Origin of the sequence: Macrococcus hajekii (assembly GCF_004359505.1) — a bacterium.
GTDB classification, from domain to species: Bacteria; Bacillota; Bacilli; order Staphylococcales; family Staphylococcaceae; genus Macrococcus; species Macrococcus hajekii.
Genome location: NZ_SCWE01000002.1, coordinates 267657 through 294044, shown reverse-complemented (window position 1 = coordinate 294044; position 26388 = coordinate 267657). Strand labels below are relative to the sequence as shown.

Annotated in this window: 29 protein-coding genes and 1 pseudogene; 22 read left to right on the top strand and 8 right to left on the bottom strand. The window is 39.2% G+C overall.

The genetic code is table 11. The annotated features are described in order from the left end of the window. Positions 1 to 146: 146 nt before the first annotated feature. Both ERX37_RS07195 and ERX37_RS07190 read left to right on the top strand, forming a co-directional pair. Positions 147 to 962 (top strand): metallophosphoesterase, encoded by an 816-nt coding sequence (locus ERX37_RS07195; RefSeq protein ID WP_133429997.1) that lies wholly within the window; start codon positions 147 to 149, stop codon positions 960 to 962. A 96-nt stretch (positions 963 to 1058) separates the two neighbouring features. Further along, positions 1059 to 1937 (top strand): RluA family pseudouridine synthase, encoded by an 879-nt coding sequence (locus ERX37_RS07190; protein ID WP_133429996.1) that lies wholly within the window; start codon positions 1059 to 1061, stop codon positions 1935 to 1937. Between the two features lie 44 nt (positions 1938 to 1981). On the opposite strand, the gene hxlB is transcribed toward ERX37_RS07190, so the two are convergent. The 4 genes from hxlB to ERX37_RS07170 all read right to left on the bottom strand — a co-directional run bounded on the left by hxlB (position 1982) and on the right by ERX37_RS07170 (position 5919). After that, positions 1982 to 2539, bottom strand: a complete 558-nt coding sequence (hxlB, locus tag ERX37_RS07185) for a 6-phospho-3-hexuloisomerase (protein ID WP_133429995.1) — start codon at positions 2537 to 2539, stop codon at positions 1982 to 1984. Further along, positions 2539 to 3168, bottom strand: coding sequence for a 3-hexulose-6-phosphate synthase (gene hxlA / locus ERX37_RS07180; protein WP_133429994.1), 630 nt, complete (start codon positions 3166 to 3168; stop codon positions 2539 to 2541). The genes hxlB and hxlA overlap by 1 nt, the downstream gene beginning before the upstream one ends. A 280-nt stretch (positions 3169 to 3448) precedes the next feature. Further along, positions 3449 to 4291: a formylglycine-generating enzyme family protein gene (locus ERX37_RS07175; RefSeq protein WP_133429993.1), complete on the bottom strand. Its 843-nt coding sequence runs from the start codon at positions 4289 to 4291 to the stop codon at positions 3449 to 3451. After that, complete coding sequence (locus ERX37_RS07170; RefSeq protein ID WP_133429992.1) at positions 4288 to 5919, bottom strand: sulfatase family protein; 1632 nt, start codon at positions 5917 to 5919, stop codon at positions 4288 to 4290. Before ERX37_RS07170 ends, ERX37_RS07175 begins: the two co-directional genes overlap by 4 nt. Before the next feature lie 88 nt (positions 5920 to 6007). Here ERX37_RS07170 and ERX37_RS11555 point away from each other — a divergent pair, with 88 nt between their 5' ends. From ERX37_RS11555 to brnQ, 6 genes and pseudogenes are all read left to right on the top strand, one after another. After that, positions 6008 to 6328 (top strand): TSUP family transporter, encoded by a 321-nt coding sequence (locus tag ERX37_RS11555; RefSeq protein ID WP_208001683.1) that lies wholly within the window; start codon positions 6008 to 6010, stop codon positions 6326 to 6328. Positions 6329 to 6351: 23 nt separating this feature from the next. Further along, positions 6352 to 6786, top strand: coding sequence for a sulfite exporter TauE/SafE family protein (locus tag ERX37_RS11550; RefSeq protein WP_229713195.1), 435 nt, complete (start codon positions 6352 to 6354; stop codon positions 6784 to 6786). Between the two features lie 326 nt (positions 6787 to 7112). Then, positions 7113 to 7370, top strand: a complete 258-nt coding sequence (locus ERX37_RS07160; protein ID WP_133429991.1) for a hypothetical protein — start codon at positions 7113 to 7115, stop codon at positions 7368 to 7370. Continuing rightward, positions 7348 to 7940: pseudogene (locus tag ERX37_RS07155) on the top strand (glycoside hydrolase family 2 TIM barrel-domain containing protein); the annotation flags it as partial. The gene ERX37_RS07160 and the pseudogene ERX37_RS07155, both read left to right, overlap by 23 nt. 155 nt (positions 7941 to 8095) lie before the next feature. Next, positions 8096 to 8827 (top strand): TspO/MBR family protein, encoded by a 732-nt coding sequence (locus ERX37_RS07150; protein WP_133429990.1) that lies wholly within the window; start codon positions 8096 to 8098, stop codon positions 8825 to 8827. 220 nt (positions 8828 to 9047) lie between these two features. Then, positions 9048 to 10403 carry a branched-chain amino acid transport system II carrier protein gene (gene brnQ, locus ERX37_RS07145; protein ID WP_133429989.1) on the top strand — a complete coding sequence of 452 codons (1356 nt, stop codon included), beginning with the start codon at positions 9048 to 9050 and terminating at the stop codon, positions 10401 to 10403. A 61-nt stretch (positions 10404 to 10464) separates the two neighbouring features. Here brnQ and ERX37_RS07140 read toward each other — a convergent pair whose 3' ends face one another. Both ERX37_RS07140 and ERX37_RS07135 read right to left on the bottom strand, forming a co-directional pair. Further along, entirely contained in the window at positions 10465 to 11175 is a 711-nt protein-coding gene (locus ERX37_RS07140; RefSeq protein ID WP_133429988.1) for an AAA family ATPase, read from the bottom strand. A 1-nt stretch (position 11176) separates the two neighbouring features. Further along, positions 11177 to 11749, bottom strand: coding sequence for a TetR/AcrR family transcriptional regulator (locus ERX37_RS07135; protein ID WP_133429987.1), 573 nt, complete (start codon positions 11747 to 11749; stop codon positions 11177 to 11179). Between the two features lie 137 nt (positions 11750 to 11886). Between ERX37_RS07135 and ERX37_RS07130 the strand changes: the two genes are divergently transcribed. Next, complete coding sequence (locus ERX37_RS07130; protein ID WP_133429986.1) at positions 11887 to 12366, top strand: TspO/MBR family protein; 480 nt, start codon at positions 11887 to 11889, stop codon at positions 12364 to 12366. 62 nt (positions 12367 to 12428) lie between these two features. On the opposite strand, the gene ERX37_RS07125 is transcribed toward ERX37_RS07130, so the two are convergent. After that, positions 12429 to 13784 carry a YhgE/Pip domain-containing protein gene (locus ERX37_RS07125; RefSeq protein ID WP_133429985.1) on the bottom strand — a complete coding sequence of 452 codons (1356 nt, stop codon included), beginning with the start codon at positions 13782 to 13784 and terminating at the stop codon, positions 12429 to 12431. Between the two features lie 155 nt (positions 13785 to 13939). Between ERX37_RS07125 and ERX37_RS07120 the strand changes: the two genes are divergently transcribed. The 5 genes from ERX37_RS07120 to ERX37_RS07100 all read left to right on the top strand — a co-directional run bounded on the left by ERX37_RS07120 (position 13940) and on the right by ERX37_RS07100 (position 17381). Further along, positions 13940 to 14539 (top strand): TetR/AcrR family transcriptional regulator, encoded by a 600-nt coding sequence (locus ERX37_RS07120; RefSeq protein WP_133429984.1) that lies wholly within the window; start codon positions 13940 to 13942, stop codon positions 14537 to 14539. Beyond that, on the top strand, positions 14540 to 14926 hold the full coding sequence (locus ERX37_RS07115; RefSeq protein ID WP_133429983.1) for a hypothetical protein: 387 nt from the start codon (positions 14540 to 14542) through the stop codon (positions 14924 to 14926). 111 nt (positions 14927 to 15037) lie between these two features. Continuing rightward, positions 15038 to 15865, top strand: a complete 828-nt coding sequence (locus tag ERX37_RS07110; protein ID WP_133429982.1) for a formate/nitrite transporter family protein — start codon at positions 15038 to 15040, stop codon at positions 15863 to 15865. 81 nt (positions 15866 to 15946) lie between these two features. Further along, positions 15947 to 16651, top strand: coding sequence for a CBS domain-containing protein (locus tag ERX37_RS07105; protein ID WP_133429981.1), 705 nt, complete (start codon positions 15947 to 15949; stop codon positions 16649 to 16651). Positions 16652 to 16775: 124 nt separating this feature from the next. Beyond that, the gene (locus ERX37_RS07100; RefSeq protein ID WP_133429980.1) at positions 16776 to 17381 is read left to right on the top strand and encodes an alpha/beta hydrolase; all 606 of its coding nucleotides are present in this window, start codon (positions 16776 to 16778) and stop codon (positions 17379 to 17381) included. Positions 17382 to 17424: 43 nt separating this feature from the next. Here ERX37_RS07100 and ERX37_RS07095 read toward each other — a convergent pair whose 3' ends face one another. After that, entirely contained in the window at positions 17425 to 17952 is a 528-nt protein-coding gene (locus ERX37_RS07095; RefSeq protein WP_373282943.1) for a CHAP domain-containing protein, read from the bottom strand. Positions 17953 to 18290: 338 nt separating this feature from the next. Here ERX37_RS07095 and ERX37_RS07085 point away from each other — a divergent pair, with 338 nt between their 5' ends. The 8 genes from ERX37_RS07085 to ERX37_RS07050 all read left to right on the top strand — a co-directional run bounded on the left by ERX37_RS07085 (position 18291) and on the right by ERX37_RS07050 (position 26361). After that, positions 18291 to 19118 (top strand): phosphate acyltransferase, encoded by an 828-nt coding sequence (locus ERX37_RS07085; RefSeq protein WP_133429979.1) that lies wholly within the window; start codon positions 18291 to 18293, stop codon positions 19116 to 19118. 10 nt (positions 19119 to 19128) lie between these two features. Further along, positions 19129 to 20190 carry a butyrate kinase gene (gene buk / locus ERX37_RS07080; protein ID WP_133429978.1) on the top strand — a complete coding sequence of 354 codons (1062 nt, stop codon included), beginning with the start codon at positions 19129 to 19131 and terminating at the stop codon, positions 20188 to 20190. Between the two features lie 16 nt (positions 20191 to 20206). Continuing rightward, a complete protein-coding gene (lpdA, locus tag ERX37_RS07075; protein ID WP_133429977.1) occupies positions 20207 to 21616 on the top strand; it encodes a dihydrolipoyl dehydrogenase in 1410 nt (469 codons plus the stop codon). A 19-nt stretch (positions 21617 to 21635) separates the two neighbouring features. Next, a complete protein-coding gene (locus ERX37_RS07070; protein WP_133429976.1) occupies positions 21636 to 22631 on the top strand; it encodes a thiamine pyrophosphate-dependent dehydrogenase E1 component subunit alpha in 996 nt (331 codons plus the stop codon). A gap of 17 nt (positions 22632 to 22648) precedes the next feature. Then, positions 22649 to 23635, top strand: a complete 987-nt coding sequence (locus ERX37_RS07065) for an alpha-ketoacid dehydrogenase subunit beta (protein ID WP_133429975.1) — start codon at positions 22649 to 22651, stop codon at positions 23633 to 23635. 16 nt (positions 23636 to 23651) lie between these two features. Beyond that, entirely contained in the window at positions 23652 to 24986 is a 1335-nt protein-coding gene (locus ERX37_RS07060; RefSeq protein WP_133429974.1) for a dihydrolipoamide acetyltransferase family protein, read from the top strand. A 172-nt stretch (positions 24987 to 25158) separates the two neighbouring features. Further along, positions 25159 to 25911, top strand: coding sequence for a threonine/serine exporter family protein (locus ERX37_RS07055; RefSeq protein ID WP_133429973.1), 753 nt, complete (start codon positions 25159 to 25161; stop codon positions 25909 to 25911). A 9-nt stretch (positions 25912 to 25920) separates the two neighbouring features. Further along, entirely contained in the window at positions 25921 to 26361 is a 441-nt protein-coding gene (locus ERX37_RS07050) for a threonine/serine exporter family protein (RefSeq protein WP_133429972.1), read from the top strand. Positions 26362 to 26388 lie beyond the last annotated feature (27 nt).

The following is a 26388-nucleotide window of genomic DNA, read 5'->3' as shown; positions in this document are numbered from 1 at the left end:
CAGAAACCTGATAAAATAAAACATATCAGAAAATTCTGTTCTTTAATTACATATTACAGTAAATTAAAACAATATTTAAGTTAATATGTAAAATATATGTATATAGTGTAAAAATACAAACAAGATTTTAATAGAAAGGAATGCATATGAACATTGGTACTATCTCAGATATTCACATAGAAGACAGTCAATTTGATGATTATGTAGAAGCTCTGGTTCAAGCTGTACGGAAAAAGAATATTGAAATGCTACTTATAGCAGGGGATATTAGTTCAGATCACAAATTGTCTTACCATTTTATTAAAACCCTTCAGCTTAAATTGAAGATTGATATTCGATTTGTACCCGGTAATCATGATTTATGGAGTCAAAATGGTGAAAAAACTACTCAAATTTATCAATATTTCAAGTCAAAATCAGAATGCCTGCTGCATGGACCTTATATAATAGGCGACTATGCCATCGTCGGCCATTGTGGATGGTATGATCACAGTCATGCATCAGCTGAATACACAGCAGAACGTCTCGAACGAGGGAGATTTAAAGGGGGGCAGTGGAGAGATAAAGAATTCGTGAATTGGAACGCAGATGATAAAACAATTTCTAGGCGCTTTGCAGCTGAAACAAAACAGCAGTTAGAACAAGTAAAAGATAAAAAAATTATTTTAATGACTCATGTCGTCACTCATCCTGCATTCAGCATACCTCTTCCGAACAGGTTGTTTAACTTTTTCAATGCCTTTATCGGTACATCAGATTACGATGACTTATATAAAAACTATCCTATTGAATTAAGTATTATGGGACACGTCCATTTTAGAAAAAAACTCTATGAACAAGGTGTTCACTATATATGCAGTTGCTTAGGCTATAAAAGAGAATGGCGTACTGATAATCTCAAAGAAGAGGTGGAGAAGTCACTGTATGCATTTACTATCAATCCAATGATTTCGGAAGAATGAAAACAGACTTTCTTTTTTATTTTTAACGAACTTCTTTAAATACGTTATAATAGAAGATGATTCTAAATAGAAGAACGGCGAGAAGGATGTTTAATGATGAGAAAAAATAATAGTGATGAACGCTGGGTTATCAGCCAACCTAATGAATTATTGAAATTTTTATTTGAGGCTATGCCTGAGCGGAGTAAGAAATCGGTCAGAGAATTACTTTCAAGAGGACAGGTCTTCGTCAATCACGAGTCGACTAGTCAGTTTAATGATGCACTAGTCTCAGGTGATGTGGTAGAAATTCGTACGAGTGCACCAAATAAGAAAATTAAAATTCCAGGACTTGAGATTTTACATGAAGATGATGATTTAATCATCGTAAATAAGGAAGCAGGATTATTATCCATTGCCTCTGATAAGGGTGACGCAAAGACAGCTTATCGTCTTCTATCAGATTATGTGAAGCATTCAAATCCGAAGAATCGTATTTATGTGGTTCATCGTCTGGATCGTGAGACGTCTGGTGTGATGATGTACGCTAAAAATCCATCAGCACAGAAAACTTTACAGAATAATTGGAAGCGTCTCGTAACTGAACGAACTTATCTTGCACTCGTTGAAGGACGTGTTAAAGAGGATGGAGAAATCACTTCATGGCTGACTGAGGATAACAGACTCAAGATGCAGTCAAGTAAGACAGAGAATAATGGAAAGAAAGCGACGACACACTATGAAGTGCTGAAGACGAATCGCAAACAGACATTATTGAAAGTTAATTTAGAGACGGGTCGTAAAAATCAGATTCGTATTCACATGCAGGAGCTCGGACATCCGATTGTCGGCGATAAGAAATATGGTGCAACGACCAATCCTTTCCGAAGAATTGGTCTACATGCAAGCGTTATTGCCTTCACACATCCTGCGACCCATCAGCAGATGCGCTTTGAAGCGCCTACCCCTAAAGTAATGGCCATGTCATTCAAATAAATATAGAAGAAGGCAGTCACTCGTCTGAGTGGCTGCCTTTAAGTTTATTCAAGATTAGCATGATGAGCATACATTTTTTCAGTATCAAGTTCAGTCAGTTCCATCAGTCTTAGAACAACTGCATCATAGAAGAGCAGCATCGTCTGTTCGACTAATGAACCCATCGGCTGAATGGTTTGTGTGTTATTCGCTGTCTGGTCTTTTGTTGCACCTGTTAATTGAACAGTAATATCAGCAAGTCTCCCGATTGTAGAATCAGGTGCTGTTGTAATAACAGCTACTTTACCGCCCAGGCTCTTCGCTTTTTCAGCGATAGCGAGCAATGTTTTAGTCTCTCCGGATCCTGAACCCACAATCAGTAAGTCGCCTGACTGTAATGGAGGTGTCGACGTTTCACCGACTACATAGCTCTCTCGTCCCATCTGCATCAGACGCATGCTGAGTGAGCGACTCATAAGTCCAGAGCGTCCAGCACCTGCTACAAAAACTTTGTCTGACTGAATAATCTGCTTAGCTAGTTGTTCTGCTTCGCTGTCAGAGACAGCAGAAGCAGCAGCTTTTAATTCCTGAATGATTGTATTTAAATAATCAGTTGTTTTCATTACTGATTGATCAGTTCCTGCATTTTACGAGCTGCTTCTTTTTTATCGTCTTGGCCAGTAATACCGCCACCTACGATAATTAAATCAGGCTGCTGTTTAATCACTTCAGGAAGTGTATCTAATTTAATACCACCTGCAACGGCTGTTTTAGCGTTTGTTACGACACTTTTAATCGTTGCTAAGTCTTCAAATGAGTCTTTTCCGACTGCTTGTAAATCATAACCAGTATGAACACAGATATAGTCTACACCAAGTGCATCTAATTCTTTAGCACGTGTTGCGATATCTTTTACTGCGATCATATCAACAAGGATCTGTTTACCTTGTGATTTTGCTTCTTCAACCGCGCCTTTAATTGATTCGTCTTCTGCTGCACCAAGGATAGTAATGATATCTGCACCAGCAGCTGAAGCCTGACTTACTTCATAACCAGCAGCATCCATAATTTTTAAGTCAGCAAGCACTGTCATGTTAGGGAATGCAGCTTTAACTTCTTTCACTGCTTTAAGTCCTTCGTTGATGACAACAGGTGTACCAATTTCGACGATATCGACATACTGTTCTACTTCTTTGACAACCTCAATTGCGCCTGGGATATCCACTAAGTCTAATGCTAATTGTAGTTTCATATATATACACACTCCCTATTAAATTTAGAAAAGTGAAAATATTTCATTCACTCGTCAAGTATAGTGAAAGTATTTTTATAATGCAAGAATACATACTTACGCAATATTAGGAGTAATGATTGGAACATGCCTGCTCAGCTATATCTTTCTAAATGAAAATGTCTCACTCGCTCAATTTGCGGGATGATTGTCATCCTGATGGGCCGGACATATTTTAAATAATAAGATAGGAGGCTCTCCAGATGCCATTAATCTGGAGAGCCTTCTATTAAGCCTGTTATCAACTTTTTACCACTCTGAACCCTGTATTCGAGCTTGAGGAGTGAGCAGTATTGGCATTTCGTCCTGCAATTCGATAACGTTGACAGTATGAAGCGTGACAGAGAAAGCTGCCACCTTTAAGTGCATAGGACTCTGCAGAGGGAGTGACGTTTTCTTTGACAAATATATCACTTTTTTTATGGGTGAATTCACTTAATGAGATACGTCCGGGATTCAGACACCATTCCCAGACATTGCCGATCATCTGATAGATACCATAATTATTCGGTTCATATGTACGGACCGGTGCAGTACCCAGATAGCCATCTTCAAGCGTATTAAATACAGGGAACTCGCCTTGCCAAGTATTAGCTCTATACACTCCGTTTTGTACAAGCTCATTCCCCCATGGAAAGAGAGTGTCCTGACCACCTTTTGCAGCATACTCCCATTCTGCTTCCGTTGGTAATCTGACATCTGCCCACTTACAATAAGCCATTGCATCATTCCAAGAAACATGGACAACCGGGTGGTCCATCCGGTCTTTGATAGATGAACCTTTACCTTCTGGACAACGCCAGTTAGCATCTGGTACTTCATACCACCAGTCAATTGCTGAGCTGAGTGGTTTGTATTCACTTTCAAGCAGTAGATGAAAAACATTAGAACTGCCAAATCTCTCTGCATCTGTAATATAGCCGGTGGCAAGGTAGAAATGTAGAAAATCTTCATTAGTCACAGGATAGGGGGCGATGCTGAACGGTTCTAAATTGACAATTTGTCTGGGGCCTTCTTTATCTATCGGAAAGCCTTCCTTACCGTCTGTTCCCATGAGAAAGGTGCCACCTGTTAATGAAATCATGCCTGATCCTCTTGTGAATTAAGTGATGCTACATAGTCTTCATAGTGATCCATCCAAGCAAGCTGTTCCCAGTCGCCTGTCGGGCAATCCGGTGCATTCATCTGGGTCGCTCCTTCTGTTGAACGTCCTTTTTTAACATAATCTGCGAGTGCAGCAGTTAATTCTTTTACGACATCAGGATGGTCATCGATTATATTATGCTGTTCACTAATATCTTTCTGTATGTTATAGAGTTCAGTTGGTTTAAAGACCTCTTTATAAGTCTCTTTATCTCGGTCATAACCGACTGCAAGTCCTCCATCTTCAACGAGAATCAGCTTCCAGTTATCCCGTCTGATAGAAAACCCGCCATTTCCTGAAGAATGAATAATGTCCCTTCTAACTGCTGTCTCTTCGCCTTTCCAGAGAGATAAGTTAGAAAAAGAGTCTTCAGCTGCATCTTCTGGAATTTTAACCTGCAACAGTTCAGCGATTGTTGCAAAAATATCAGAATGGCTCACCACATGATTGGAGACTTGTCCAGCTTTGATTAAATCCGGATAAGTGATAATAGTGGGTTCACGGTGTCCGCCCTCCCAGATATGCATCTTGTGTCCACGATAACCTGCACTTGAATCGTGTCCCTTGGCTTTCAAATCATCAAGGCCGACAATACTTGATACACCATTATCTGATGTAAAGATAAACAGAGTATTATTAAATGCATCATATTCCTCTAATTTATCGATTAGTTCACCGACATAGCTGTCTAATTGAAGCACAAAGTCACCATAATCGCCTATACCAGATTTGCCTTTGAAGCGTTCAGCAGGAAGAATAGGACCATGTACAAGGTGATTAGGGTAATAAAGAAAGAACGGTTCATCCTGCTTTAAAAAACCATCTAACACGTCGAGGGCTTTTTTCTGCATATTATCAGGTACGTGATAGGGACTAAATTCAGCAGCGGCAACACTGAGCTCGACTGATTGCTGTGTGTTTGAGCCGACACGTGTGATGTTCGGATTGCCGAGCAGGTTGACGGGTTCTCCGAGCGCACAATCATTCTCTATGATAACAAAGGGTCCTTGGTCCAGAGAGGCAGCTGTTCCGTAGAAATAATCAAAACCGAAATCTAGTGGTCCATATTGGATAGGTTTAGAGTAATCGATATCGAGACCGACAATTGGTGGGAACTGTGTCGTATTTCCGAACTCAAAGCGCCCACTTTGATGTGGGGCAGTTTCCGATTCAATTTTATTCTGATCGAGTCCATATAATGCATAGTCTTTATCTTCTTTTAACGTCCAGTCCATACCAAGATGCCACTTACCGATTGCTGCCGTATTATAACCTTCTTTCTTCAAGAATTGCGGTAATGTCAGTCTGTTCTTTTCAATTAATGTTGCTGAGTCTCCAGGGATAACAAAACTTTTCAGTCTGGAACGCCAATTATAGCGACCAGTTAACAGGCCATATCGCGACGGTGTACAGAGCGATGAAGTAGCGTGTGAATCTGTGAATCGTATTCCTTTTTGTGCGAGGCGGTCAATATGTAGTGTGTTGAACTGAGCCTCAGGATTAAAGGCTGAGACATCTCCTATACCTAAGTCATCGGCAAATAACAGAATGATATTGGGTTGAGTCAATGAAATTCCTCCTTTTAGTGAAAAAGTTTAATTGATTGTTAATACGGTTATTCCCCTATGTTAAACTAAAATAACAAAGGAGGTTGAAATGAATTACTTTATTTATTTCATTATTATCTTATTTGCGAATACAATTGGTGCGATATCAGGCATGGGCGGCGGAGTCATCATTAAACCTAGTCTAGATGCACTAAAGATCCATCCACTCGATGCTATTAACTTCTACTCTGCAGCAGCAGTGTTCACTATGTCCATCGTCTCACTATATAAACAATATAAATCAGGCTTCACGACGAAGCTTAATAAGTTAGTCACCATTGCTGCCGGTTCCATTCTGGGGGGGATTGGGGGACAATCACTTTTTAGTTATCTACTATTTTTTTTTCATCGACAACTCAAGTCCAGTTAGTTCAGATTATTATATCGGTTATTTTGCTCACATTTGTCGTGATTTATAATATCAAACCATTCAAAACCTACCGCTTTAACTCTCTTCCGATTTATTTTATTGCTACACTCGCACTGGGACTAGTCTCGACCTTGCTCGGTATAGGGGGCGGGCCCATCAATGTCTCGTTATTAATGTTATTATTTGGCCTATCGATTAAGGAGGCAACTATCTATTCTATAGTGACAATTTTCTTTTCTCAGTTGTCAACTCTCACTACAACTTTCGTGACAGTAGGAACTGATCAGTTTGATTTAAGTTATTTAATGAGTATTATTCCCGCAGCTGTTATAGGAGGGTATGTGGGTTCAGTCTTTAATAAGCGACTATCAGACTCTGTTGTAAGTCGTGTGTTTCTAAGTGTTACTTTTCTTGTAATTGGACTTAATTTGATAAATGGCATACTGCTCTTCCTGTAAATTCTCAGAAATATTTAACGAGAAGGGGCATTATTTAAACCAGTATTCTCAGTTGAGGATATCATATTTTATAGTTCTCTTTAAATAGCAGGGGAGTCAGATAAGAATGTATTATTGTTGGAAAATCACATACAAGGAGTGCTCCAATGCAAATCGAAAAAAACAGTTAAAACGGTAACAGACGCTCACATAGCATCGGATGTTATTTCAGGTCTACTGGATCAGGTTGCAATGAAAGACGCATCAGTCGACCAGACACTATCACGTTTCTTGCTGAAATCAAACCTTTTCACGAGCGGATATAACACAGTTTTTAAGAGGACGAAATGAACTATTATCATATCGATTTTAACAGTAATCGTCTAAGAACATTATCTAAAAGTAATGGTGTTATGCTGTTGTTTATACTGAAGGGTGAGATGATTTGTTCAATTGATAATCAGAAGAAAGTGTATGAAGCAGGAGATATTATCCTTCTGAATCATCATGACAGCTACATGATCAGTCAACCGGCAGACGATTATATGACTCTGCAGATGACTTATCAATTCGTATTGGGCGGTTGTGATGTGGTCTATTGCTAATGAACCTGCATCAAATGAAAAAGGCGCAAAAGAATACTTCACACCTTTTATAGAACTGGCTCGTGAACTGGATTCACAGAAAAGACCGGTGACGATTGTCACAATTTTAATGGCACAACCAGATGTATGTGAAGTACAGGACTTGGTTGATGTGTTATGTCTGAACCGCTATTACGGTTGGTATACACAGTCAGGTGATTTGGAAGAAGCAAAAGTGGCGCTGAAAAAAGAAATGGATGAATGGACTGCCAGACAACCTGGAAAGCCGATTATGTTTACTGAATACGGTGCAGATACAGTAGCAGGGTTTCATGCAATTGATGACATCATGTTCACGGAAGAGTATCAAGTCAGATATTATGAAGCCAACCATGAAGTAGTGGATTAGTATCCTCAATTTGTTGGTGAACAGACGTGGAACTTTGCAGACTTTGAAACAAGTGTCGGTATCATACGCGTTCAAGGAAATAAAAAAGGAATTTTCACGAGAGATAGAAAGCCAAAAGCTGTGGACATTATTTTAAGAAACGTTGGGAAAATATTCCTGAATTCGGTTACAAAACAAAATAGCAAACTTAAAAAGTATGGATGAACTACACTCCAAAAGTTAGACTACAAATCTAACTTCTGGGGTGTTTTTTATTTGACCTTTACTTGGATTTTATTCTTTAACAAGAAATATTTAGGGTATTTATCTAATAACTCAATCTATTGGAGGTTACTTAATGTCTAAAATCAAAGTACTTGTTTACTGGCTGCTATTTTTTGGCATGCTCATTATGAACTATTTATCTACACTTAACGTAGGAGATGAAACGGATAATAATCAGGCTATTATCCAGCCGGCAGGTTGGGCATTCTCAATCTGGGGTTTAATATACATACTACTATTCATCTGGCTGATCAGAATCACTATCATGGCTTTTCAAAATCAGACACACAAACATGATTATTTAAATACAGGTTACTGGCCGGCAGCCAATTTTGTATTAAATGGGTTATGGATATACGTATTCTCAGAAGCATCGAAATTACTATCGACTTTCGTTATTGCTGCTTTATTGATCACACTTGTGATGATCTATAGAAAAGTACAGCATCGTCCATTTGATAAAATAGTATTCGGTATTTATTTTGCTTGGGTTACAGTTGCAACTATAGTAAATATATTTACTTGGATTAAAGCGACTAATATTTCAACTGTTTTAGGAATGGATGAGCTGACATGGACGATTATTATGTTGATTGTAGCAACATTACTTGCAGCTTATATCTCAGTAAAATATCGTGACTTTGTTTATCCGCTCGTATTTGTTTACGCATTCACTGCAATATGGGCAGAAAATGGTTTTCACTTTGACGGACTCGGTATCACGCTGGCAGGTTCAATAATTGTTCAGCTAGCAGTGTCTGTTTATAATTTGACACGCAACCGAGAAAAAGTTGTAAAAATATAATGAATACAGCGAGGACAGATGAGTCCCCGCTGTATTTTTTAGTTACTGTTAAATGAGACTACTTCAATTTTATTAATAAGACCTATAATAAAAAACTTATTCAAATTTTCTGACAGTTATACTATAATAAAATGATACTTATGACCAATGCTTTAACGTGTTAGAGATTTAACTAATTGTTTAAGCCGTGTCTAAGTAAATATAGTGTGGGGAGATTGTTATGAAAACAAGACTTACTTTTAAGGAAAATATTTTTATCGGTTCGATGCTATTTGGTTTGTTCTTCGGAGCAGGCAATTTAATTTTCCCCATTCATCTTGGACAGACAGCAGGTTCGAATGTATTTACAGCTAACTTAGGTTTCTTGATTACAGCGATCGGCTTACCTTTTCTTGGTATTATCGCAGTGGGTATTTCTAAAACAAATGGTCTTTTTGATATCGCGAGTCGTGTTAATAAAACTTATGCCTATATTTTTACGATTCTTCTTTATCTTGTGATAGGACCATTTTTCGCATTACCAAGACTAGCGACCACTTCATTTGAAATTGCGTTTTCATCTTTTATTCCGAAAGGCTCGGGCGGACTTTACTTAGCGCTTTTCAGTGCTGCCTTCTTTCTGACTGCCTGGTTTTTCGCACGTAAACCGTCAAAAATTCTTGATTACATCGGCAAGTTTTTAAACCCTGTCTTTTTAGTACTACTGGGTTTATTGATATTACTTGCTTTTATTCATCCAATGGGTGGCGTAAGTGGTGCAGCTGTTTCAGACAATTACAAAGAGTCTGTTCTGCTGAAAGGTTTTATTGATGGCTATAATACACTGGATGCATTAGCGTCACTTGCATTCGGTATCATTATTGTTACAACTATTAAGAAGCTGGGAATTAATGATCCTAAAATAATTGCTAAAGAAACAGTGAAATCTGGATTAATCAGTGTTATCTTGATGGGTATTATTTATACATTACTTGCTTACATGGGCACAATGAGTCTTGGTAAATTCGAAGTGAGTGATAATGGTGGAATTGCACTCGCTCAGATTGCTAACTTCTATTTAGGTAAATATGGCATCATCTTACTTTCATTAATTATTATCGTAGCATGTCTGAAAACAGCAATCGGTCTGATTACAGCATTTTCAGAGACCTTTGTGGAATTATTTGCAGGTAAAACATATGTGATGTTTGCAACAGTGGTCAGTATTGTATCATTTATTATCGCCAATGTTGGTTTGACTCAGATTATTGCTTATTCTATTCCAGTGCTGATGTTCTTATATCCATTATCCATCGTACTGATACTACTGACATTATTCAGTGGAGCATATCATGATTCCAGAATGGTTTATCAGATGACGATTTACTTTACGATGGTGGCAGCACTGATTGATGGTATTAAGGCGAGTCCCGAGTTTCTTGTCAATACGAGTTTCGCGCAGGCGGTACTTGCATTCGGTGAGAAATATTTGCCATTCTTCTCAATCGGCATGGGCTGGGTTCTGCCAGCACTTATCGGTTTTATTATCGGTTTTATTATTTACAAAACACGAAAACCTGGTTATCAGACTCACTAGAATTAAAAGACCTTATCATTCAATCACTATTTAAGTGAAAGGATGATAAGGTCTTTTTTAATTATTCTTCATTTAATAAAGTGTCAATCATCATCTTGGGTCGTTCTATAAATGCCTTAGTAATCAAGTAATGATCGGTCTCCTGATAATTCACCGATGTCATACCTGTATCATTGAATTCTATAATTTCTGCATCTGGATAGGTCATTAGGATAGGGGAATGTGTGGCGATAATAAACTGACATCCTTGCATCACCAATTCATGCATGCGAACGAGCATATTCATCTGTCGCATCGGTGAGAGTGCAGATTCCGGTTCATCAAGGATATAGAGACCATTTTTTCTGAAGCGGTGCTGCATAAGAGCAAGGAATGATTCTCCGTGCGACTGATGGTGCAACGACTTTCCGCCGTAACTATTAATGATATCTCCCAGCGAATCGATATTGCTGGCAAGATTATAAAAGCCTTCAGCTCTTAAAAAGTAAGTATCTTCTGGCATATGTAACTTTCCGATGCGTAATTCTGCATCGAGATTACTATGAGTATCCTGTGTACTGAAGTTAAAGTTGCGGCCTCCACCTTCAGCATTCATACCATAGTGGACAGCAATCGCTTCAATTAAGGTAGACTTGCCGCTTCCATTTTCACCGATAAATAAAGTTACAGGCTGAGTGAACTTTAAGGTGTTCATATTTTTGATTGCCGGTATGTCATGCCAGTACTGTAAATTGTCATAGTTGAAGTTAGAGGTAATCTGTTTGATGAACATTTCACATCTCTCGAATCTTTAATATAATTTTCATATAAAGTGCTGATAATTCTTCTGGTGTTTCCTTCATGTCCCGATTGATCCACTCTTCGATGACACCGAGATAAGCGGAAGAAGTAAAGTTTGTGATATAGGCTTGATAAGTCTGATCATCAGCGGGTTCTTCTGTTTTTTCAGTAAACTGAGTAATGAGTAATTGTTTGAATTGTTGCTGAAAGTTAAAAGGATATGTGGAAGTCATTAAGGTAGTAAATAGCTTCTGATTATTTTTGATATATTGAAAAATAGGTGTCGAGTGGGAGATGAGATCACCTTGGTGAACAGATTTGAGTACTTCTTGCTGCTGGATATTATTAATATAATGCTCTAACGAATGAAGCAGTTGGGTAATGATCTGTTCAAGTAAGTCATATTTATCTAAATAATGCAGGTAAAATGTGCCTCTGTTGATATCTGCTTTATCAGCAATGTTTTGAATGCTGATTTTAGAAAAATCTTTCTCAGAGAGTAAATCAATGAAACTGCCTTGAATATTTTGCTGGGTTTTGATGTTCATATAATGATAATTATTCATGAGTCCTCCTGCCACTTAACATTTTGACTATGACTGTCGATTGCTTTCCCTAATATTGGGTATTAATATAGTATACATACTACTTAACCCATTTTGACAGAACCAATCATATATTTATTACTATTGGAGGTATTATTTTGGCTAATTATAAAAAAGCAGCTAGATTATTTATCCCTTTAGCTGGGGGACTCGTAATAGGACGTTTAACAGCAAAAGCACAGGAAGACTATAAAGATTACAAAACACCACCATTCTCGCCACCCCCTGCAGCATTCCCGGTTGTCTGGCCTGCACTCTATACAGTGATGGGTGTTGCATATAATATGGCGTATGAAAGCAAGAAAGATGATAAGCTGACGAAAAGTCACTATACACAGCTTGCCTTGAACTACGCTTGGTCAATCCTGTACTTCAATCTTAAACTACGCGGTACAGCATTGATTGAAAGTTACTGCTTACTCGCAGCAGCAATCGTTGCAGCAGTTCAGTTCTATGAAGCAGATAAAAAAGCAGGACTCATGATGATTCCATACGTGATGTGGCTGAGTTACGCGACGTACTTAAATGGAGGCAACTGGCTGCTGAATAGAGATGACGAAGACTATTCAAACGAATAATAAATAAAAGGAAGCCTGGCGAATGAATGCCAGGCTTCCTTTTATTTGCTGTTCAATATCTACTATGCAGGCACTTCTGCGCGTTTTTCACTATGCTTACGGAGTGCAGCGGCGAGTAGTGTGGATGCCATACCGAACGTTGCAAGTCCGACCATCACGATAACAGGTGTATTAATTGTTAAGTCTTTATTCAGGTAAATCAGTTCACGTAATCCATCGACATAGAATCCGAACGGGTCCCAAGTCAGAACGTATTTCTGATAGAACTCACCCAGCATCTGTTTAGGTAATGTCAGCATCTGCATGCTGAAGAATAGAAGCAGTACGAATAATGGAATAGCTTTCATACCAAGCCATGACATAACACCGAGAATCAACATGATAAAGCCAAACATTGAGATAGCAATAAATATTGTTGTCTGTGTGATATCAGGCATGTAGAAATCAAGGACTTGAGTGATAAACCAGACACCCAGTATGCTGGACACGGTGGCTGCGAGCGCACCCATAATAAACTGCATAAATGATGCTTTTAATCGTTCGCCTCTTGTTACAAGGTGAGAAGTACGGAAGGCGAAGAATAATAGAACACCTGAGACAAGTGAACCCATCCAGATAGGTGTAAATAGCAGCATGCCTCCCATACCGTTTGCCTGATGGTCCTGAATTTTGTTCATTGTTGTATGTTTGACGTCAACAGGATTCATCAGCTGCTCCATATGGTCAGCTGTAACACTTACATTGTTGTCTGATAATGTTTTGATTGTCTGTTTGCTTAACATGTTATTAATATTATCACCCATAGTTGACAGCATTTTGTCACTGATCTGAGCGGCTTGTGAAGATGCACCTTGGTTGATGATGATTTCCAACTGTCCTTTGTTAACCGTGATTGGCTTTAACAGGTCAGCATTTTGAGCCTGCAGCTGTTTCATTTTTGTCTGCATTTCCTGGACGATTTTCTGGGCTTGCTGCGGTGGAATAGCACCGCTTGCCACTTTGGCTTTTAAATCGGCTTGTGTTGCTTCAGCTTTTGCCTGAGCCTCAGCTTTTTTAGCGGTCTGTATTTCGTGACGCATGGCACTTGTTGCATTTTCAGTAAAGTTAGCAGGGATGACTAATGCGCTGTAATACTGATTGCTGTCAAATCCTTTCTTCAACTCATCTTCACTATCTACAGTAATAAAATCGACAGTTTCATTTAAGTCTTTATTATCTTTGATTTTATCAATGAATGTTTTACCGATATTCATGTCCTTGTCTTGAACCTCGAGACCTGTATCCAGATTGACAATTGCGATAGGCAGATCCTTTGGTTTAGGGTTGAATGCCGGGAAAAAAGCGAGTGATAATATCCAGATGAGTAAAGAGCCGGCAATAAGTGGAATGTAAAATAATTTATTTTTTAAAATTTTCATATCTGTTCTCCTTCATTGAACATATTGTTGATTAATAATTACTCTGTATATTATAATTCGATTAATAAAGAACACAATAATCAATAATAAATAATATGATGCTTAATGAACTAATTATTTAAAAGTGTCCATTAATGAACGAAAGTAGGAAAAGAATGGAAGATAGAAGAGTAAGAAAAACGAAAGAAAGTATTAAAAATGCTTATTTCAATTTATTGACCGAGAAGCCATTCAAGGATATTACGATTAATCAGATTACAGAGAAAGCGGATATTAATAGAGGGACATTCTATCTGCATTATCTCGATAAATTTGATTTAAGAGATCAATTAGAAGGAGAAATTATGGCTGAATTGGAAGAGACTCTAAGTCAGCATGATCATCAGCAGGTCTTTAGAGATCCGGAGAAATATTCGACACAATTAATTGCAGTCATTTTACAGGTTATCATCAATCACAAAGACTTTTTCAGTGTGACATTGATTCATCAGGACTTAGGTTTACCGCAGTTATTTTCCCGCATAGTCCGTAAACATATTCAGGATAATATAAACTTGCCAGATAAGTTAGATATCGTTCCGATTGAATATTATTTTGCTTTTATTGTGAATGCGCAGACTGGATTGATTAAGGAATGGGTCAAAAATGGTATGAAAGAATCGAAAGAAGATATTGCAAAGTATGCATTTGCAATGGCGTATAATGGTCCCCTTAAACTGATGCATGAGTATCTGAAAGAAGAGCAAACAGAATAGATGCGGCGTTTAATATCAGCAATACTGACCAGTGTGGCACTTTACTTGATTCTTTCACTTCTGGATGAGGTCTGGCATACTCAGACAGTTCGTTTATTACTTAATGTAGATTTTTTATTTGATCATCTTGCTTTTCACTGGGAGCTGCTCCTGCATATTATAGTAGGCATCCTGCTGTATTATACTTTAGTTTATTTTTATCATTACACCTTCTATTTTAATGATGTGATTATGGCGGTAGTAGCAATGTTCATGCTCTTATACTTCCTGTTGTCTGAACTTGCTGTTACGATTAGTCTGAATGCCACGTTTCTCGGATTTACAATTTGGATGATAGGACACTTGCTTTATCTTGTCATTACACTTTATGTGATAAGAGAAGAATAGTTCTAATTTTAATTTCACTTTACACATGATTAGTCTATGTACTTTAAGGGGAAAGTGATAATATAAAGGTGTAAAGATATTGTTAAACTTTTCACAATAAGGAGAATGAATATGCAGATTGAGAAACCCGTTAAAACTGTGGAAGATACTTACACATCATCGGAGAATATTGCTGATATCCTGAATCAAGTGGCTACAAAAGAAGTGACAGCAGATAAAGAATTAGGACGCTTTATGCTGAAATCAATTATTTCAGGCTTCCTGCTCGCCATTATGGCGGTCTTTATGCTGGCAGTCAAGACACAGTTTGCTGGTTCGAACCCAGGTCTTATTAATATTTTAGGTGCTATTGCCTTTAGTATCGCACTTATTATGATTGTGCTGACGAAAGCGGAACTTCTGACAAGTAATTTCATGTTTTTTACTGTTGGCCTTTATTATAAAACCATTTCATTAGGTAAGGTCATCAAAATCTTCTTACTGTGCTTTCTTGGTAACATCATCGGTGGTTTTATTCTGTTCGGTATGATGACAGGCACTAAAATTATGACCCCGGAAATGATCGCTGCTTTAACGAAAACAGTAACAGCTAAAACAATTGAATCGACATGGCTCGGTATTATGATTAAAGGTATTTTCGCAAACTTCTTCATCAATATCGGAATCTTTATTGCGCTTCAGTGTAAAGAAGCACTAGCTAAAGCATTTTTCATTGGTCTGGGTGTTGTGATCTTCGTCTTCATGGCTTATGAACACGTTGTCTACAATGCGGGGCTCTTCGCAGGGATGATGTTCTATAACTACGATGCGCTTTCTTGGATTGATGTACTTAAAAACATTGTCTTTGCTTTTATCGGTAACTATATCGGTGGTGGTATCTTTGTCGGCCTTGTATATGCTTACTTAAATGGTAGAAGAAACGATATCGTCCGTTCATAATAACAATTAGCAACCGGAGAGGATAATGACTTCTTCGGCTTGTTTTATTTAACAGGAGAGTTACAAAAAAGGCGGAGCATTATGACTAACTTAGACGAATTTATTTCAGAATTTAATCAGCTGCACGAAGCGATGAAACGTTACACAAAACGGGATGATAGTTTCGGTTCACTCTTCTACCAGTTGAAAGATAAACATGCAGTGATTAAACAGCATCAGGATACGATTGATATGGCACGTCAGCTCCGCAACCTATTGATTCATGAAAAGAAAGATACGTTTAATATTGCAGAACCTACAGCAGAATTTATCGATTCTCTCAAGAAAATACGATTACAATTTGAGAATCCAGCTACAGTGAGTCAGTTTAAGAAACAAGTTATTTCTTTGAATGAGGATGATACCCTTAAAAAAGTGCTTGAACTGATTGAACAGCATCATGTCTCTCAGTATCCAGTTTTCAGCGGTCAGAAGTTTCATGGTATATTGACGGATAATGGTATAGCGAATTGGCTGGCTGCTCATATGAATGAGGAATTATTGCGGCTGACAGATTATCATGTAAAAGACATTCTGCCAAAAGACGAGAAAGGTTCTTCGTATTTAGTTGTTAGAGAAGATTTACCGTTATATGAAGTAGAACATAAAATGATGAACCTTATTAATGAGAAAGGTCATTCTAAACTCGTTATTCTGATTACTCAAACAGGCAGTATTAATAAGCGAGAAGATATCACAGGTATCATCACACCAGGTGATATGCCTAAACTGATTGAAAGTCTATAAACCGTTTCTCTCACGAGAAGCGGTTTTTTCAAACAACAGAATTGAAAATAATTGCTTTTATAAGTATAATAAATATATCTAGTATAATAAATATATTTAAGAAGTTAAGTAAGGAGGAATGATGATGCAACATATTTTAAAAAATGAGACGAATAGCACCCATCCACGTACTCTCGTCATGTTACACGGTACGGGTGGAGATGAATATGATATGCTGCCTATCGCTCAGATGATTGATGCAGAAGCACCTGTTATCAGTGTGAAAGGGAATGTGTCAGAGAATGGTATGACTCGCTTTTTCAGGAGGCTTGCAATAGGTCAGTTCGATGAGGAAGATTTAGTGGAACGTACACATGAATTAAATGATTTTGTTGTCAAGACAGCAAAAGAGAATGAATTACAGTCGAGTGAGATTGTAGCTATCGGCTATTCAAACGGAGCGAATATTGCAGCGAGTTCACTCTTTCATTCTAATGAAGTATTCGATGCAGCGATTCTCTTCCATCCGATAGTACCGTTAAGCGGTATCGAACTGCCAGATTTATCTGGCAAGAAAGTTTTCATCGGTGCTGGAACAGGAGATCCCTATGCACCTAAAAGTGAAATAGATGAGCTACAGGCTATGCTTGAACAAGCAGGTGCTGAAGTTCAAGTGTTCTGGCATGAGCAGGGCCATTCCTTAACACAGGAAGAATTACAGGCTGCTATTCAATGGTATCAAACGCTATAATTTGAAAGACCGCTTCTCAATTTTTATGAGAAGCGGTCTTTTTTTATAGGACTGGATTTATTTTAGGGTGGATAAATTGGTAACGCTTGATATCGGAAGAAGTTAATAGGCGTTCAGAAACATGGAAAGGCTCAATATAGTTCATTTCGGTAATTTTAATACTACCATTCGGATAGACATGCTCCACATAAGCGACGTGACCTTGCTTGCCCCTTCGTGATTGAAGCAAGGCACCTTGAGCAGGCTGCTGATTTACTGTATAGCCATCTTCTTTTGCGTGCTCGGCCCAGTATTTTGCATCTCGCCATGACCGTTCTATCATTTTGCCGTCCAGCTTCACTTTATCGAAAACATAGAATGTGCACTGTCCCTTGTCATAAGTATTATAAGCCATGGGATCTGGCATCACCAGACGTTTTAAATCTTCCTGATAAGACCAGATGAATAGACTTGCCATAATAAAAGTCAGGGCTATAAAGAATTTTTTCATTGTGACTCCTGCGTATTTTTTAATTAAGCAGATTGCCTTCTGCGGGATAGGATGCGTGTTCAGCATTTTCGCGACGTGCATTGTGTTATAACCTAGCTATTCGATATGCTGCTTAGTGAACTCATTATTCTGTTCTGCATCTATATAAGAAGGACCTGGACCTGCTTCTCCTTCTCCTACCCAGTAATGCATCTACATTAGGTGGAATAGTGAAACCGATATGGGAGAGTCCATTATATACTCCTTTAAGTCAGGTCAATTACTTTTCTATTCTATATAGTAATTATATAAATTACAATTAAGTTGCCTCTCTCTATAATGAAACTGTTCAACATCATCACGATATAATGATAGTATCAAGAGGAAAGAATACTTATAATAAAAATGTAAGCGTATACAAATTTGAGGGAGGTAATAAAATGATCACAATTGCTGTCCCAGGTGGTTCGCGTCAGGAAATAGTAGACGTCATGATGGCGGCCCAAAAAGCGTATGGGGATAACGTTCACTTTCTCGTATTTGATTCAACTGATAACCTTGCTCCCGGTCTATGGACCTATCAATATTGTGAAGATGAAGAGGAAAGCGTGGCAGCAGCAGTAAAAGCAATTGTAAATGGTGATGCCCAGATTTTGATGAAGGGGCTTGTTCAGACGCGAACTGTGTTAAAGGAAGTGCTGAAAAAAGAGAACGATTTACGTGATAAGACATTGTTATCTCATGTGACACTTGTCCATCTACCTCAGATAGATAGACAGATTATGCTGACAGATGCTGCAATGAATATTGAACCTACTGCTGATCAATTGGTACAAATTATTGAGAACGCAGTGGAAGTCTGTCACAGTATAGGGATTAAAACACCAAAGGTTGCGCTGCTGAGTTCTGCTGAGAAGTTCAATCCTAAGATGCCGTCCTCAGTTCTTGCATCAGAAGTGATGACGCGTATGAAGGACTATAAGCAGGCTGTTATTTACGGACCGCTATCATTAGATCTTGCTATATCAGAAAAGGCTGTCAGACATAAGCGCTTTGAAGCACCGATAGCAGGCGATGCAGATGTGATTGTAGTGCCGAATATTGACGTAGGAAATGCACTGTATAAATCTTTTGTCATTGTAGGGAATGCTGTCAACGGAGGTACGATTGTTGGTGCTAAAGTACCTATTGTCTTAACTTCAAGAAGTGACGAGACAGAAAGTAAACTATTCGCACTTGATTTTGCCATTAAACAAGTTCAAGTATAGGAGGTAAGAGATGTCCAGAAACTTAGTATTAGTGATCAACCCAGGCTCTACATCAGGTAAAGTAGCTCTATTCGGAAATGGTGAACTGATCAGTGAAAAGGTCATTCGTTACACTGCTGAGGAGATAGGTGCATTTAAATCCATTAATGATCAGCAGGCGTTCAGAAAAATCAAAATTGATGAATACTTGAATGAAAATGACGTTAAAAAAGGGGACATTATTGCAGTAGTTGGACGTGGTGGTCTATCAAAGCCAATCAGTGGGGGGACCTATCTTGTTAACAAGGATATGCTGGAGGATCTGGCATCAGGCGAATACGGAAGTCATGCTTCTAATCTGGGCGCGAGTCTTGCCCAGGCATTTGCGGATGAATATGGTGTATCTGCATATACAGTTGATCCGGTGGTCGTCGATGAAATGCATGAAATTGCACGTATTAGCGGACTTAAAGGTATTGAGAGACGCAGTGTCTTTCACGCCCTGAATTCAAAGGCAGCAGCACGTGCTATCCTGGCAGAACAGTACGAGAAATACAATGTCATCGTTGCGCATATGGGGGGTGGCATCAGTGTAAGCGCCCATCAATATGGTAAAGTAATTGATGTAGTGAACGGCATTGACGGAGAAGGCGCTTATTCTCCTGAACGAACAGGTGGTCTGCCGCTGATTACATTTGCTAAAAAAATTATTGAAGAAAGCCTAAGTCTGGAACAAATAAAGAAAATTCTGGCAGGTGAAGGTGGTATTAAATCTTACACAGGTGAGATTGATATGCGTATTGTAGAGGAAAAAGCGCTGGCAGGTGATATGGATACTAAGAACTATCTGGACGGCATGTGTTACCAGGTGGCTAAATGTATCGGAGAAATGGCGATTGTCCTACAAGGTAATGTAGATGTGATTATTTTGACAGGAGGTATCAGTTACTCTGCTTATGTAGTGGAGTACTTGAAATCTTACGTCAACTGGATTGCACATGTCGAAGTGGTACCGGGTGAGAAAGAGATGGAAGCCCTGTACGACGGTGTAATGCGCGTTCTGAATAAACAGGAAGAAGCTCAAATTTACTAAGGAAGGTTGTTAAACTATGGCTGCAGAAACAGATTTACTGATATTAGGAGGCGGAACAGGCGGTTACGTCGCGGCTATCCGTGCTGCTCAAAAAGGTCAAAATGTAGTGATTGTGGAGAAGTCAAAGCTAGGAGGGACATGTCTCCATAGAGGATGCATCCCTACAAAAGCCTTGCTGCGAAGCGCTGAAGTATACGAAACAGTAAAGAGTGCAGATGAATTTGGTATATCAAGTGTTGAAGCTGGATTTGACTTTTTGAAAGTTCAGGCGCGTAAAGAAAAAGTAGTAGAGCAACTGCATCAAGGAGTACAGGCATTATGTCAGAAAAACAAAATTAAAATCTATAACGGAGAAGGCGCTATTCTCGGTCCTTCAATCTTCTCGCCGGTATCTGGTGCAGTGGCGATTACTTTCCCTGACAGCGATAAAGAAGATCTAATTATTGTACCGAAAAAACTCATTATTGCAACAGGATCATCACCTCGTAGCCTGCCGAATGTGGCGATTGATGAAAGATACATTCTGTCATCTAATGGTATGCTCGAACTGGAAACACTACCTGAAAAAATGGCCATAATCGGCGGTGGCGTAATCGGTGTGGAATGGGCGTCACTTCTCAATAGCTTCGGTGTCGACGTCACGATTATTGAGTATGCTGATCGCCTAGTTATCAATGAGAGTGAATCAGTATCCCGTGAACTGAAAAAGCAGTTCAAGAAACGCGGTATTCATATCATGACCCAGGCAGCTGTCGAATCAGCTGAAGTAATAGCTGATAAAGTGAGTGTCAGAGTAAAAGAGCAGCAAGAGATGCAGTTTGATAAAGTAATGGTTGCAGTTGGACGGACACCGAACGTCAATGGTATCGGATTACAGAATACATCTGTACAGTTTGATGATAAAGGCATTCATGTCAATGAATACTATCAGACCACTGAGAGTCATATTTATGCGATTGGTGATTGTATCAATACATTGCAACTGGCACATGTTGCTTCTAAAGAAGGTGAAATCGCTGTTAATCATTTATGTGGTGAAACAGTTGAGCCGCTTAATTATAACGATGTACCGAAATGTACGTACACACATCCCGAAATTGCGAGTGTCGGTTATCATTCATCTAATTTCCCGGAAAATATGAACGTTAAAGTAGGAAAATTTTATTTTAAAGGTAACGGTAAGTCATTGATTCATGGAGATGCTGATGGCTTTGTAGAAGTACTGAGAGATGAAGAGACAGATGATTTAGTAGGCGTTACGATTATCGGACCGAATGCTACTGACTTAATCGGTGAAGCGAGTACGGCAATCTATCTCAATGCATCGGCTCTTGAACTAGGTGAAGCAGTCCATGCACATCCTACAATCTCAGAATCGGTAATGGAAGCAGCACTTGACGCATATGGGCTTGCCATTCATAAATAAGAAAGAGAGTGAAAAGATAATGAAAAAGTTAAAAGAATCTGGACTCACTAAAGAAGAATTAATCGAAGCTTTCAGACACGTATTAAGAGGACGCCGGCTCGATGAACGTCTCTGGCAGCTCACTCGTATCGGTAAAACATCATTCAATATTTCGGGACAAGGCGCAGAAGTCGGCCAAGTGGCTATGGCAATGGCCTTTGACTCCGAGAAAGATTATTTTCTCCCGTATTATCGTGATATGACAGCTTGTCTTGCATGGGGGATGACAACTAAGGATATTATTCTTGGTTCATTTGGTAAAGAAGCAGATCCATCCTCACATGGCCGTCAGATGCCTAACCATTATGGTTCTAAGGAACATAATATCATTTCACACTCGTCACCGGTCTCCACTCAGATGAATGTAGCGACAGGCGTCGCCTATGCTGCGTTACTTGAAGAATCAGATTCAGTGTCAGTAGCCACAACAGGTGAAGGTTCGTTTAACCAGGGTGAAGTGGCTGAAGCGATGAACTTTGCAGCTATTAAGAAACTGCCGATTATTTTTGTAGTGGAAAACAACCTGTGGGCGATTTCAGTGGGCATAGAGGAGCAGTATGCCAATGAGCAGATGGCAGACCGAGCTCAAGCTTATGGCTTTGAAGGAATACGAGTAGATGGCAATGACTTTGTTGAGTGTTATACAGCATTTAAAAAATATGTGGCAGCTGCGCGTGAAGGTAAAGGACCGGCACTTGTGGAACTGATGGTCTCACGTATGACCTCTCACTCATCAGATGATGATCAGTCCATTTATCGTTCTAAAGAAGAACTGGAAGAAATGAAAACAAAGGACCCACTTGCTGCATTCCAGAAACAGATGATTGACGAAGGATATTTGACACTTGAAGAGATAGAAGTGATGGAAAAAGAACTGAAATCTGAAATCAATCAGGCAACAGATGAAGCAGAAGCAATGCCTGATCCGGATCCTGCAGAGATATTAGTCGGCGTGTGGGCTGAAGACGATAAATAGAAGGGGAGAACAAAATGATGGCAATCATGACATATTTAGAAGCGATTAACCGAGGCATTGCTGAAGAAATGGAAAGAGACGATAAAGTAGTGATTTTTGGTGAGGATGTAGGTGGCGACAAAGGTGGTGTCTTCGGTGTAACGAAAGGACTAGCAGCCAAATTCGGCGATAAACGCGTCTTTAATACACCGCTTACTGAAGGCCTGATTGGTGGTTTAGCAGTAGGACTTGGGGTAAGAGGTTACCGGGCAATCGGAGAATTCCAGTTTGCGGACTATATTCTGCCTGCGGTAAATGAAATTATGTCTGAGGCTGCACGGATGCGTTATCGAACAAAAGGAGACTGGACGACTCCTATCGTCTATCGTACGCCTTATGGTGGCGGTGTGCGTGGTGGTTTTTATCATTCACAGACGACAGATAAGATTTTTGTAGGGCAACCTGGACTCCGCGTCGTGACGCCGTCCTCAGCCTATGATGCAAAAGGGTTGATTAAAGCAGCGATTCGCAGTAATGACCCGGTTTTATTCTATGAACATAAGCGCCTTTACCGTCTATTAAAAGAAGATGTACCTGAAACTGACTATGTCGTGCCACTCGATAAAGCGAACATTGTCAGAGAAGGTGATGATGTGACGGTTATTGCATACGGTATGGCGCTTCAATTCGCGCTGAAGGCAGCAGAAGCACTGGCTAAAGAAGATATTAATGCTGAAGTAGTAGATGTCCGTTCACTTTATCCGCTTGATAAAGAAACATTGGTCAATGCCGCTAAAAAAACAGGTAAAGTCCTTCTCGTTACAGAAGATAATAAGGAACAGAGTGTGATGAGTGAGATTGCAGCCATCATTGCAGAAGAAGCACTCTTTGATCTGGATGCACCGATTCAGCGACTGGCAGGACCTGATGCACCGAGTATGCCGTATGCTTTATCACTCGAGCGAGCTTTCTTAATCAATGAAGACAAAGTCAAGAATGCCATTCGCGAACTTGCAGAATTCTAGGAAGAGGGGAAAAGTTATGGCTATTAAAACAATTACATTACCTGGTTTAGGTGAGAGTGTGACCGAGGCATCTATATCAAACTGGCTGGTGAAGCCGGGAGATATAGTAGAACGTTATCAACCCATTGCAGAAGCGACTTCTGATAAAGTGACGACTGATATTCCATCTGACTTTGCAGGGATAGTGAAAGAACTGCTGGTAGAACTTGATACAGATATTGCAATCCATGAACCGATTATGACCATTGAAGTTGAAGGAACAGAGGTTAAAGAAGCAACCACATCAGAGGCGACTGAAACGGCAATGATTCCGGAAGAAAAACCGGCAGTGCAGCAGGAAACGGTTGAAGCACCGCTTGCAAGTATGTCAGGTGCTATTGCATCTAATGAAGAAGCAAATAAAGAAATAGACGTATTCTCTGAGACAAAGAAAATGAGTACAGAAGGGATGCGCTATTCACCTGCTGTCTTAAAAATATCACAGGAGCGGGGCATCGACCTGTCACAAGTTAAAGGAACTGGACGAAATGGACGTATCACACGTAAAGATGTACTGAACTTTACTCCATCAGAACAACCTGCAGCTGCTGAAAATCAGCAGCTGATAGCAGAAGAGAAAACAGTAGAAGCACCTGCGCCGTTATCGCCAGGCAATGATACAGTCGTTAAACCGGATGGCGTCAGAAAAGCAATTGCTAAACGAATGGTTCAAAGCGTCAATGAAATTCCTCATGCCTGGTTGATGGTAGAGGCAGATGTCACAGAACTCGTTAAACTTCGTAATGCACATAAAGATGAATTTAAAAAACAGGAAGGTATTTCTCTTTCCTTCTATCCATTTTTTATCAAAGCAGTTGTTCAAGCTCTAAAGAAACATCCTAAAATGAATGCCTCATGGGTGGATAACGAGATTACTTATTTCAAGGATATTAATATTTCAGTTGCAGTAGCGACTGATGAACATTTATTTGTGCCGGTTATTAAAAATGCAGACGAATACTCAGTAATGGGCATAGCTAAAGAAGTGAATCGTTTAGCACAAGCAGCACGAAATCATACACTTAAACCTGAACAGATGCAAGGTGGTACAATTACTGTTAATAATACCGGTTCATTCGGCTCAGTGATGTCACAAGGTATTATCAATTACCCTCAAGCAGCCATTCTGCAGATTGAGAGTATCAATAAGCGGGTAGTGCCAACGGATGATGGTGGCTTTAAGTTCGCTGATATGATTAATCTCTGCCTGTCTATTGATCATCGTATTCTGGATGGACTTGCTGCGGGACGTTTCTTAGCAGATGTTAAAGAGAATCTGAAACAGTTTAAAAACGAGTCAGATATTTATTAAAAATGTAAATCCAACACAAAAACATGTAATCAATTAGATAAATATAACTATTTAAATGTAAACTGACACATTTTATACGTGTCAGTTTCTTTAATTGTTCATATATTTAATGATGATTTAACTTGATTGATGGTATGATGTTTTTATTAAAGACAAGTAGGAGAGAAGGGTCTTGAATGTAAATATTAAAGAAGAAGAGTTAAAGGATGTAATCGTTTTAGCAGGTCAGATTTTACTGGAATCTGGTGCAGATGGTTTTCGTATTGAGAATACGATGAATATCATCGCGCATCACTTCGGTTATATGAATTGCAATAGTTTTGTAACGAATACAGTGATTAACTTCAGCCTACATGACCTGACTTATCCACGCGTTCAGAGGGTAAAGAAACGGGATACCAATCTCATCAAAATCTCTCAGGTCAATGAAACTTCTCGGCAGATAACGAATGAAAATTTATCAGTTCCAGCTGCGTTACAACAATTATATGATATTAAAACGAAAACAAAAAATTATAATCTGGTTTATAAAGCAGTAGCGAGTGCAATTGTAGGGCTGAGTTTCCTTTTTTTACAGGGAGGCGTATGGCAAGATGTTTTAACAGCGATGGTAGCGGCGGCTTTAGGTTTTGTCATAAAAGAACAGATTGCAGATAAAATTCGGAACTTTTTCATACCTGAATTTATTGCATCGTTATTTATTGCGCTTATAATTGTAAGCGTATACAGATTTATTCCCGACAGTAAATTATCGGTGACCATCATCGCTTCAGTCATGCCGATTGTTCCCGGCGTCCTTATCACTAATTCATTGCAGGACTTATTGGCTGGTAATATGCTGATGGCACTGACCAAAGGACTGGAAGCGGCGGTTACAGCATTCGCAATAGGTGCCGGCGTTGCGTCTATACTTTATATCTTTTAGGAGGTGCAAATGGACTGGCTGATTAATTTAATTTTTAGTTTTACGGCATCTTATTTTTTTGCAGTTCTATTTGATTCTCCTAAACGACTGTTTCTGCCATCCGGTTTTGTTGGAGCGGCAGCATGGATGACGAGCGAAAGCCTGATTAAGTTACTCCATTTCCCGCAGATTTACGGCTACTTTTTTGGTAGTATCATTCTCGGGGTTATGTGCCATATGATGGCTAGAATATATAAAGAACCGAGTAACTTATTCATGATTCCAGGTATTATTCCTTTTGTACCGGGAGGGCTGGCTTATGATGCTGCGATGAAGATGGTGATGGAACAGACGTCAGGACCTGTGGAGATCATACTGGAAATTACTTTACTGGCAGGTGCAATTGCGTCAGGCTTGTTGTGTTCTGATTATATTTTCAAGCTGGCTGTTAATAAACAGTTTGATGAGTAGTGAAGAGAAATATAGAGATCAATTTTA

Bases quoted from the DNA above. Each gene is read 5' to 3' on its own strand.
- brnQ (WP_133429989.1), top strand. From the start codon at position 9,048: ATGAAAACAAGACTTACTTTTAAGGAAAATATTTTTATCGGTTCGATG.
- hxlA (WP_133429994.1), bottom strand. From the start codon at position 3,168: ATGAAACTACAATTAGCATTAGACTTAGTGGATATCCCAGGCGCAATT.
- ERX37_RS07195 (WP_133429997.1), top strand. From the start codon at position 147: ATGAACATTGGTACTATCTCAGATATTCACATAGAAGACAGTCAATTT.
- ERX37_RS07070 (WP_133429976.1), top strand. From the start codon at position 21,636: ATGAAAAAGTTAAAAGAATCTGGACTCACTAAAGAAGAATTAATCGAA.
- ERX37_RS11555 (WP_208001683.1), top strand. From the start codon at position 6,008: ATGAATTACTTTATTTATTTCATTATTATCTTATTTGCGAATACAATT.
- ERX37_RS07120 (WP_133429984.1), top strand. From the start codon at position 13,940: ATGGAAGATAGAAGAGTAAGAAAAACGAAAGAAAGTATTAAAAATGCT.
- ERX37_RS07065 (WP_133429975.1), top strand. From the start codon at position 22,649: ATGGCAATCATGACATATTTAGAAGCGATTAACCGAGGCATTGCTGAA.
- ERX37_RS07135 (WP_133429987.1), bottom strand. From the start codon at position 11,749: ATGAATAATTATCATTATATGAACATCAAAACCCAGCAAAATATTCAA.
- ERX37_RS07125 (WP_133429985.1), bottom strand. From the start codon at position 13,784: ATGAAAATTTTAAAAAATAAATTATTTTACATTCCACTTATTGCCGGC.
- ERX37_RS07115 (WP_133429983.1), top strand. From the start codon at position 14,540: ATGCGGCGTTTAATATCAGCAATACTGACCAGTGTGGCACTTTACTTG.
- ERX37_RS07150 (WP_133429990.1), top strand. From the start codon at position 8,096: ATGTCTAAAATCAAAGTACTTGTTTACTGGCTGCTATTTTTTGGCATG.
- lpdA (WP_133429977.1), top strand. From the start codon at position 20,207: ATGGCTGCAGAAACAGATTTACTGATATTAGGAGGCGGAACAGGCGGT.
- ERX37_RS07105 (WP_133429981.1), top strand. From the start codon at position 15,947: ATGACTAACTTAGACGAATTTATTTCAGAATTTAATCAGCTGCACGAA.
- ERX37_RS07110 (WP_133429982.1), top strand. From the start codon at position 15,038: ATGCAGATTGAGAAACCCGTTAAAACTGTGGAAGATACTTACACATCA.
- ERX37_RS07050 (WP_133429972.1), top strand. From the start codon at position 25,921: ATGGACTGGCTGATTAATTTAATTTTTAGTTTTACGGCATCTTATTTT.
- ERX37_RS07160 (WP_133429991.1), top strand. From the start codon at position 7,113: ATGAACTATTATCATATCGATTTTAACAGTAATCGTCTAAGAACATTA.
- ERX37_RS07140 (WP_133429988.1), bottom strand. From the start codon at position 11,175: ATGTTCATCAAACAGATTACCTCTAACTTCAACTATGACAATTTACAG.
- ERX37_RS07060 (WP_133429974.1), top strand. From the start codon at position 23,652: ATGGCTATTAAAACAATTACATTACCTGGTTTAGGTGAGAGTGTGACC.
- ERX37_RS07190 (WP_133429996.1), top strand. From the start codon at position 1,059: ATGAGAAAAAATAATAGTGATGAACGCTGGGTTATCAGCCAACCTAAT.
- ERX37_RS07100 (WP_133429980.1), top strand. From the start codon at position 16,776: ATGCAACATATTTTAAAAAATGAGACGAATAGCACCCATCCACGTACT.
- ERX37_RS07085 (WP_133429979.1), top strand. From the start codon at position 18,291: ATGATCACAATTGCTGTCCCAGGTGGTTCGCGTCAGGAAATAGTAGAC.
- ERX37_RS07175 (WP_133429993.1), bottom strand. From the start codon at position 4,291: ATGATTTCATTAACAGGTGGCACCTTTCTCATGGGAACAGACGGTAAG.
- hxlB (WP_133429995.1), bottom strand. From the start codon at position 2,539: ATGAAAACAACTGATTATTTAAATACAATCATTCAGGAATTAAAAGCT.
- ERX37_RS07095 (WP_373282943.1), bottom strand. From the start codon at position 17,952: ATGCACGTCGCGAAAATGCTGAACACGCATCCTATCCCGCAGAAGGCA.
- buk (WP_133429978.1), top strand. From the start codon at position 19,129: ATGTCCAGAAACTTAGTATTAGTGATCAACCCAGGCTCTACATCAGGT.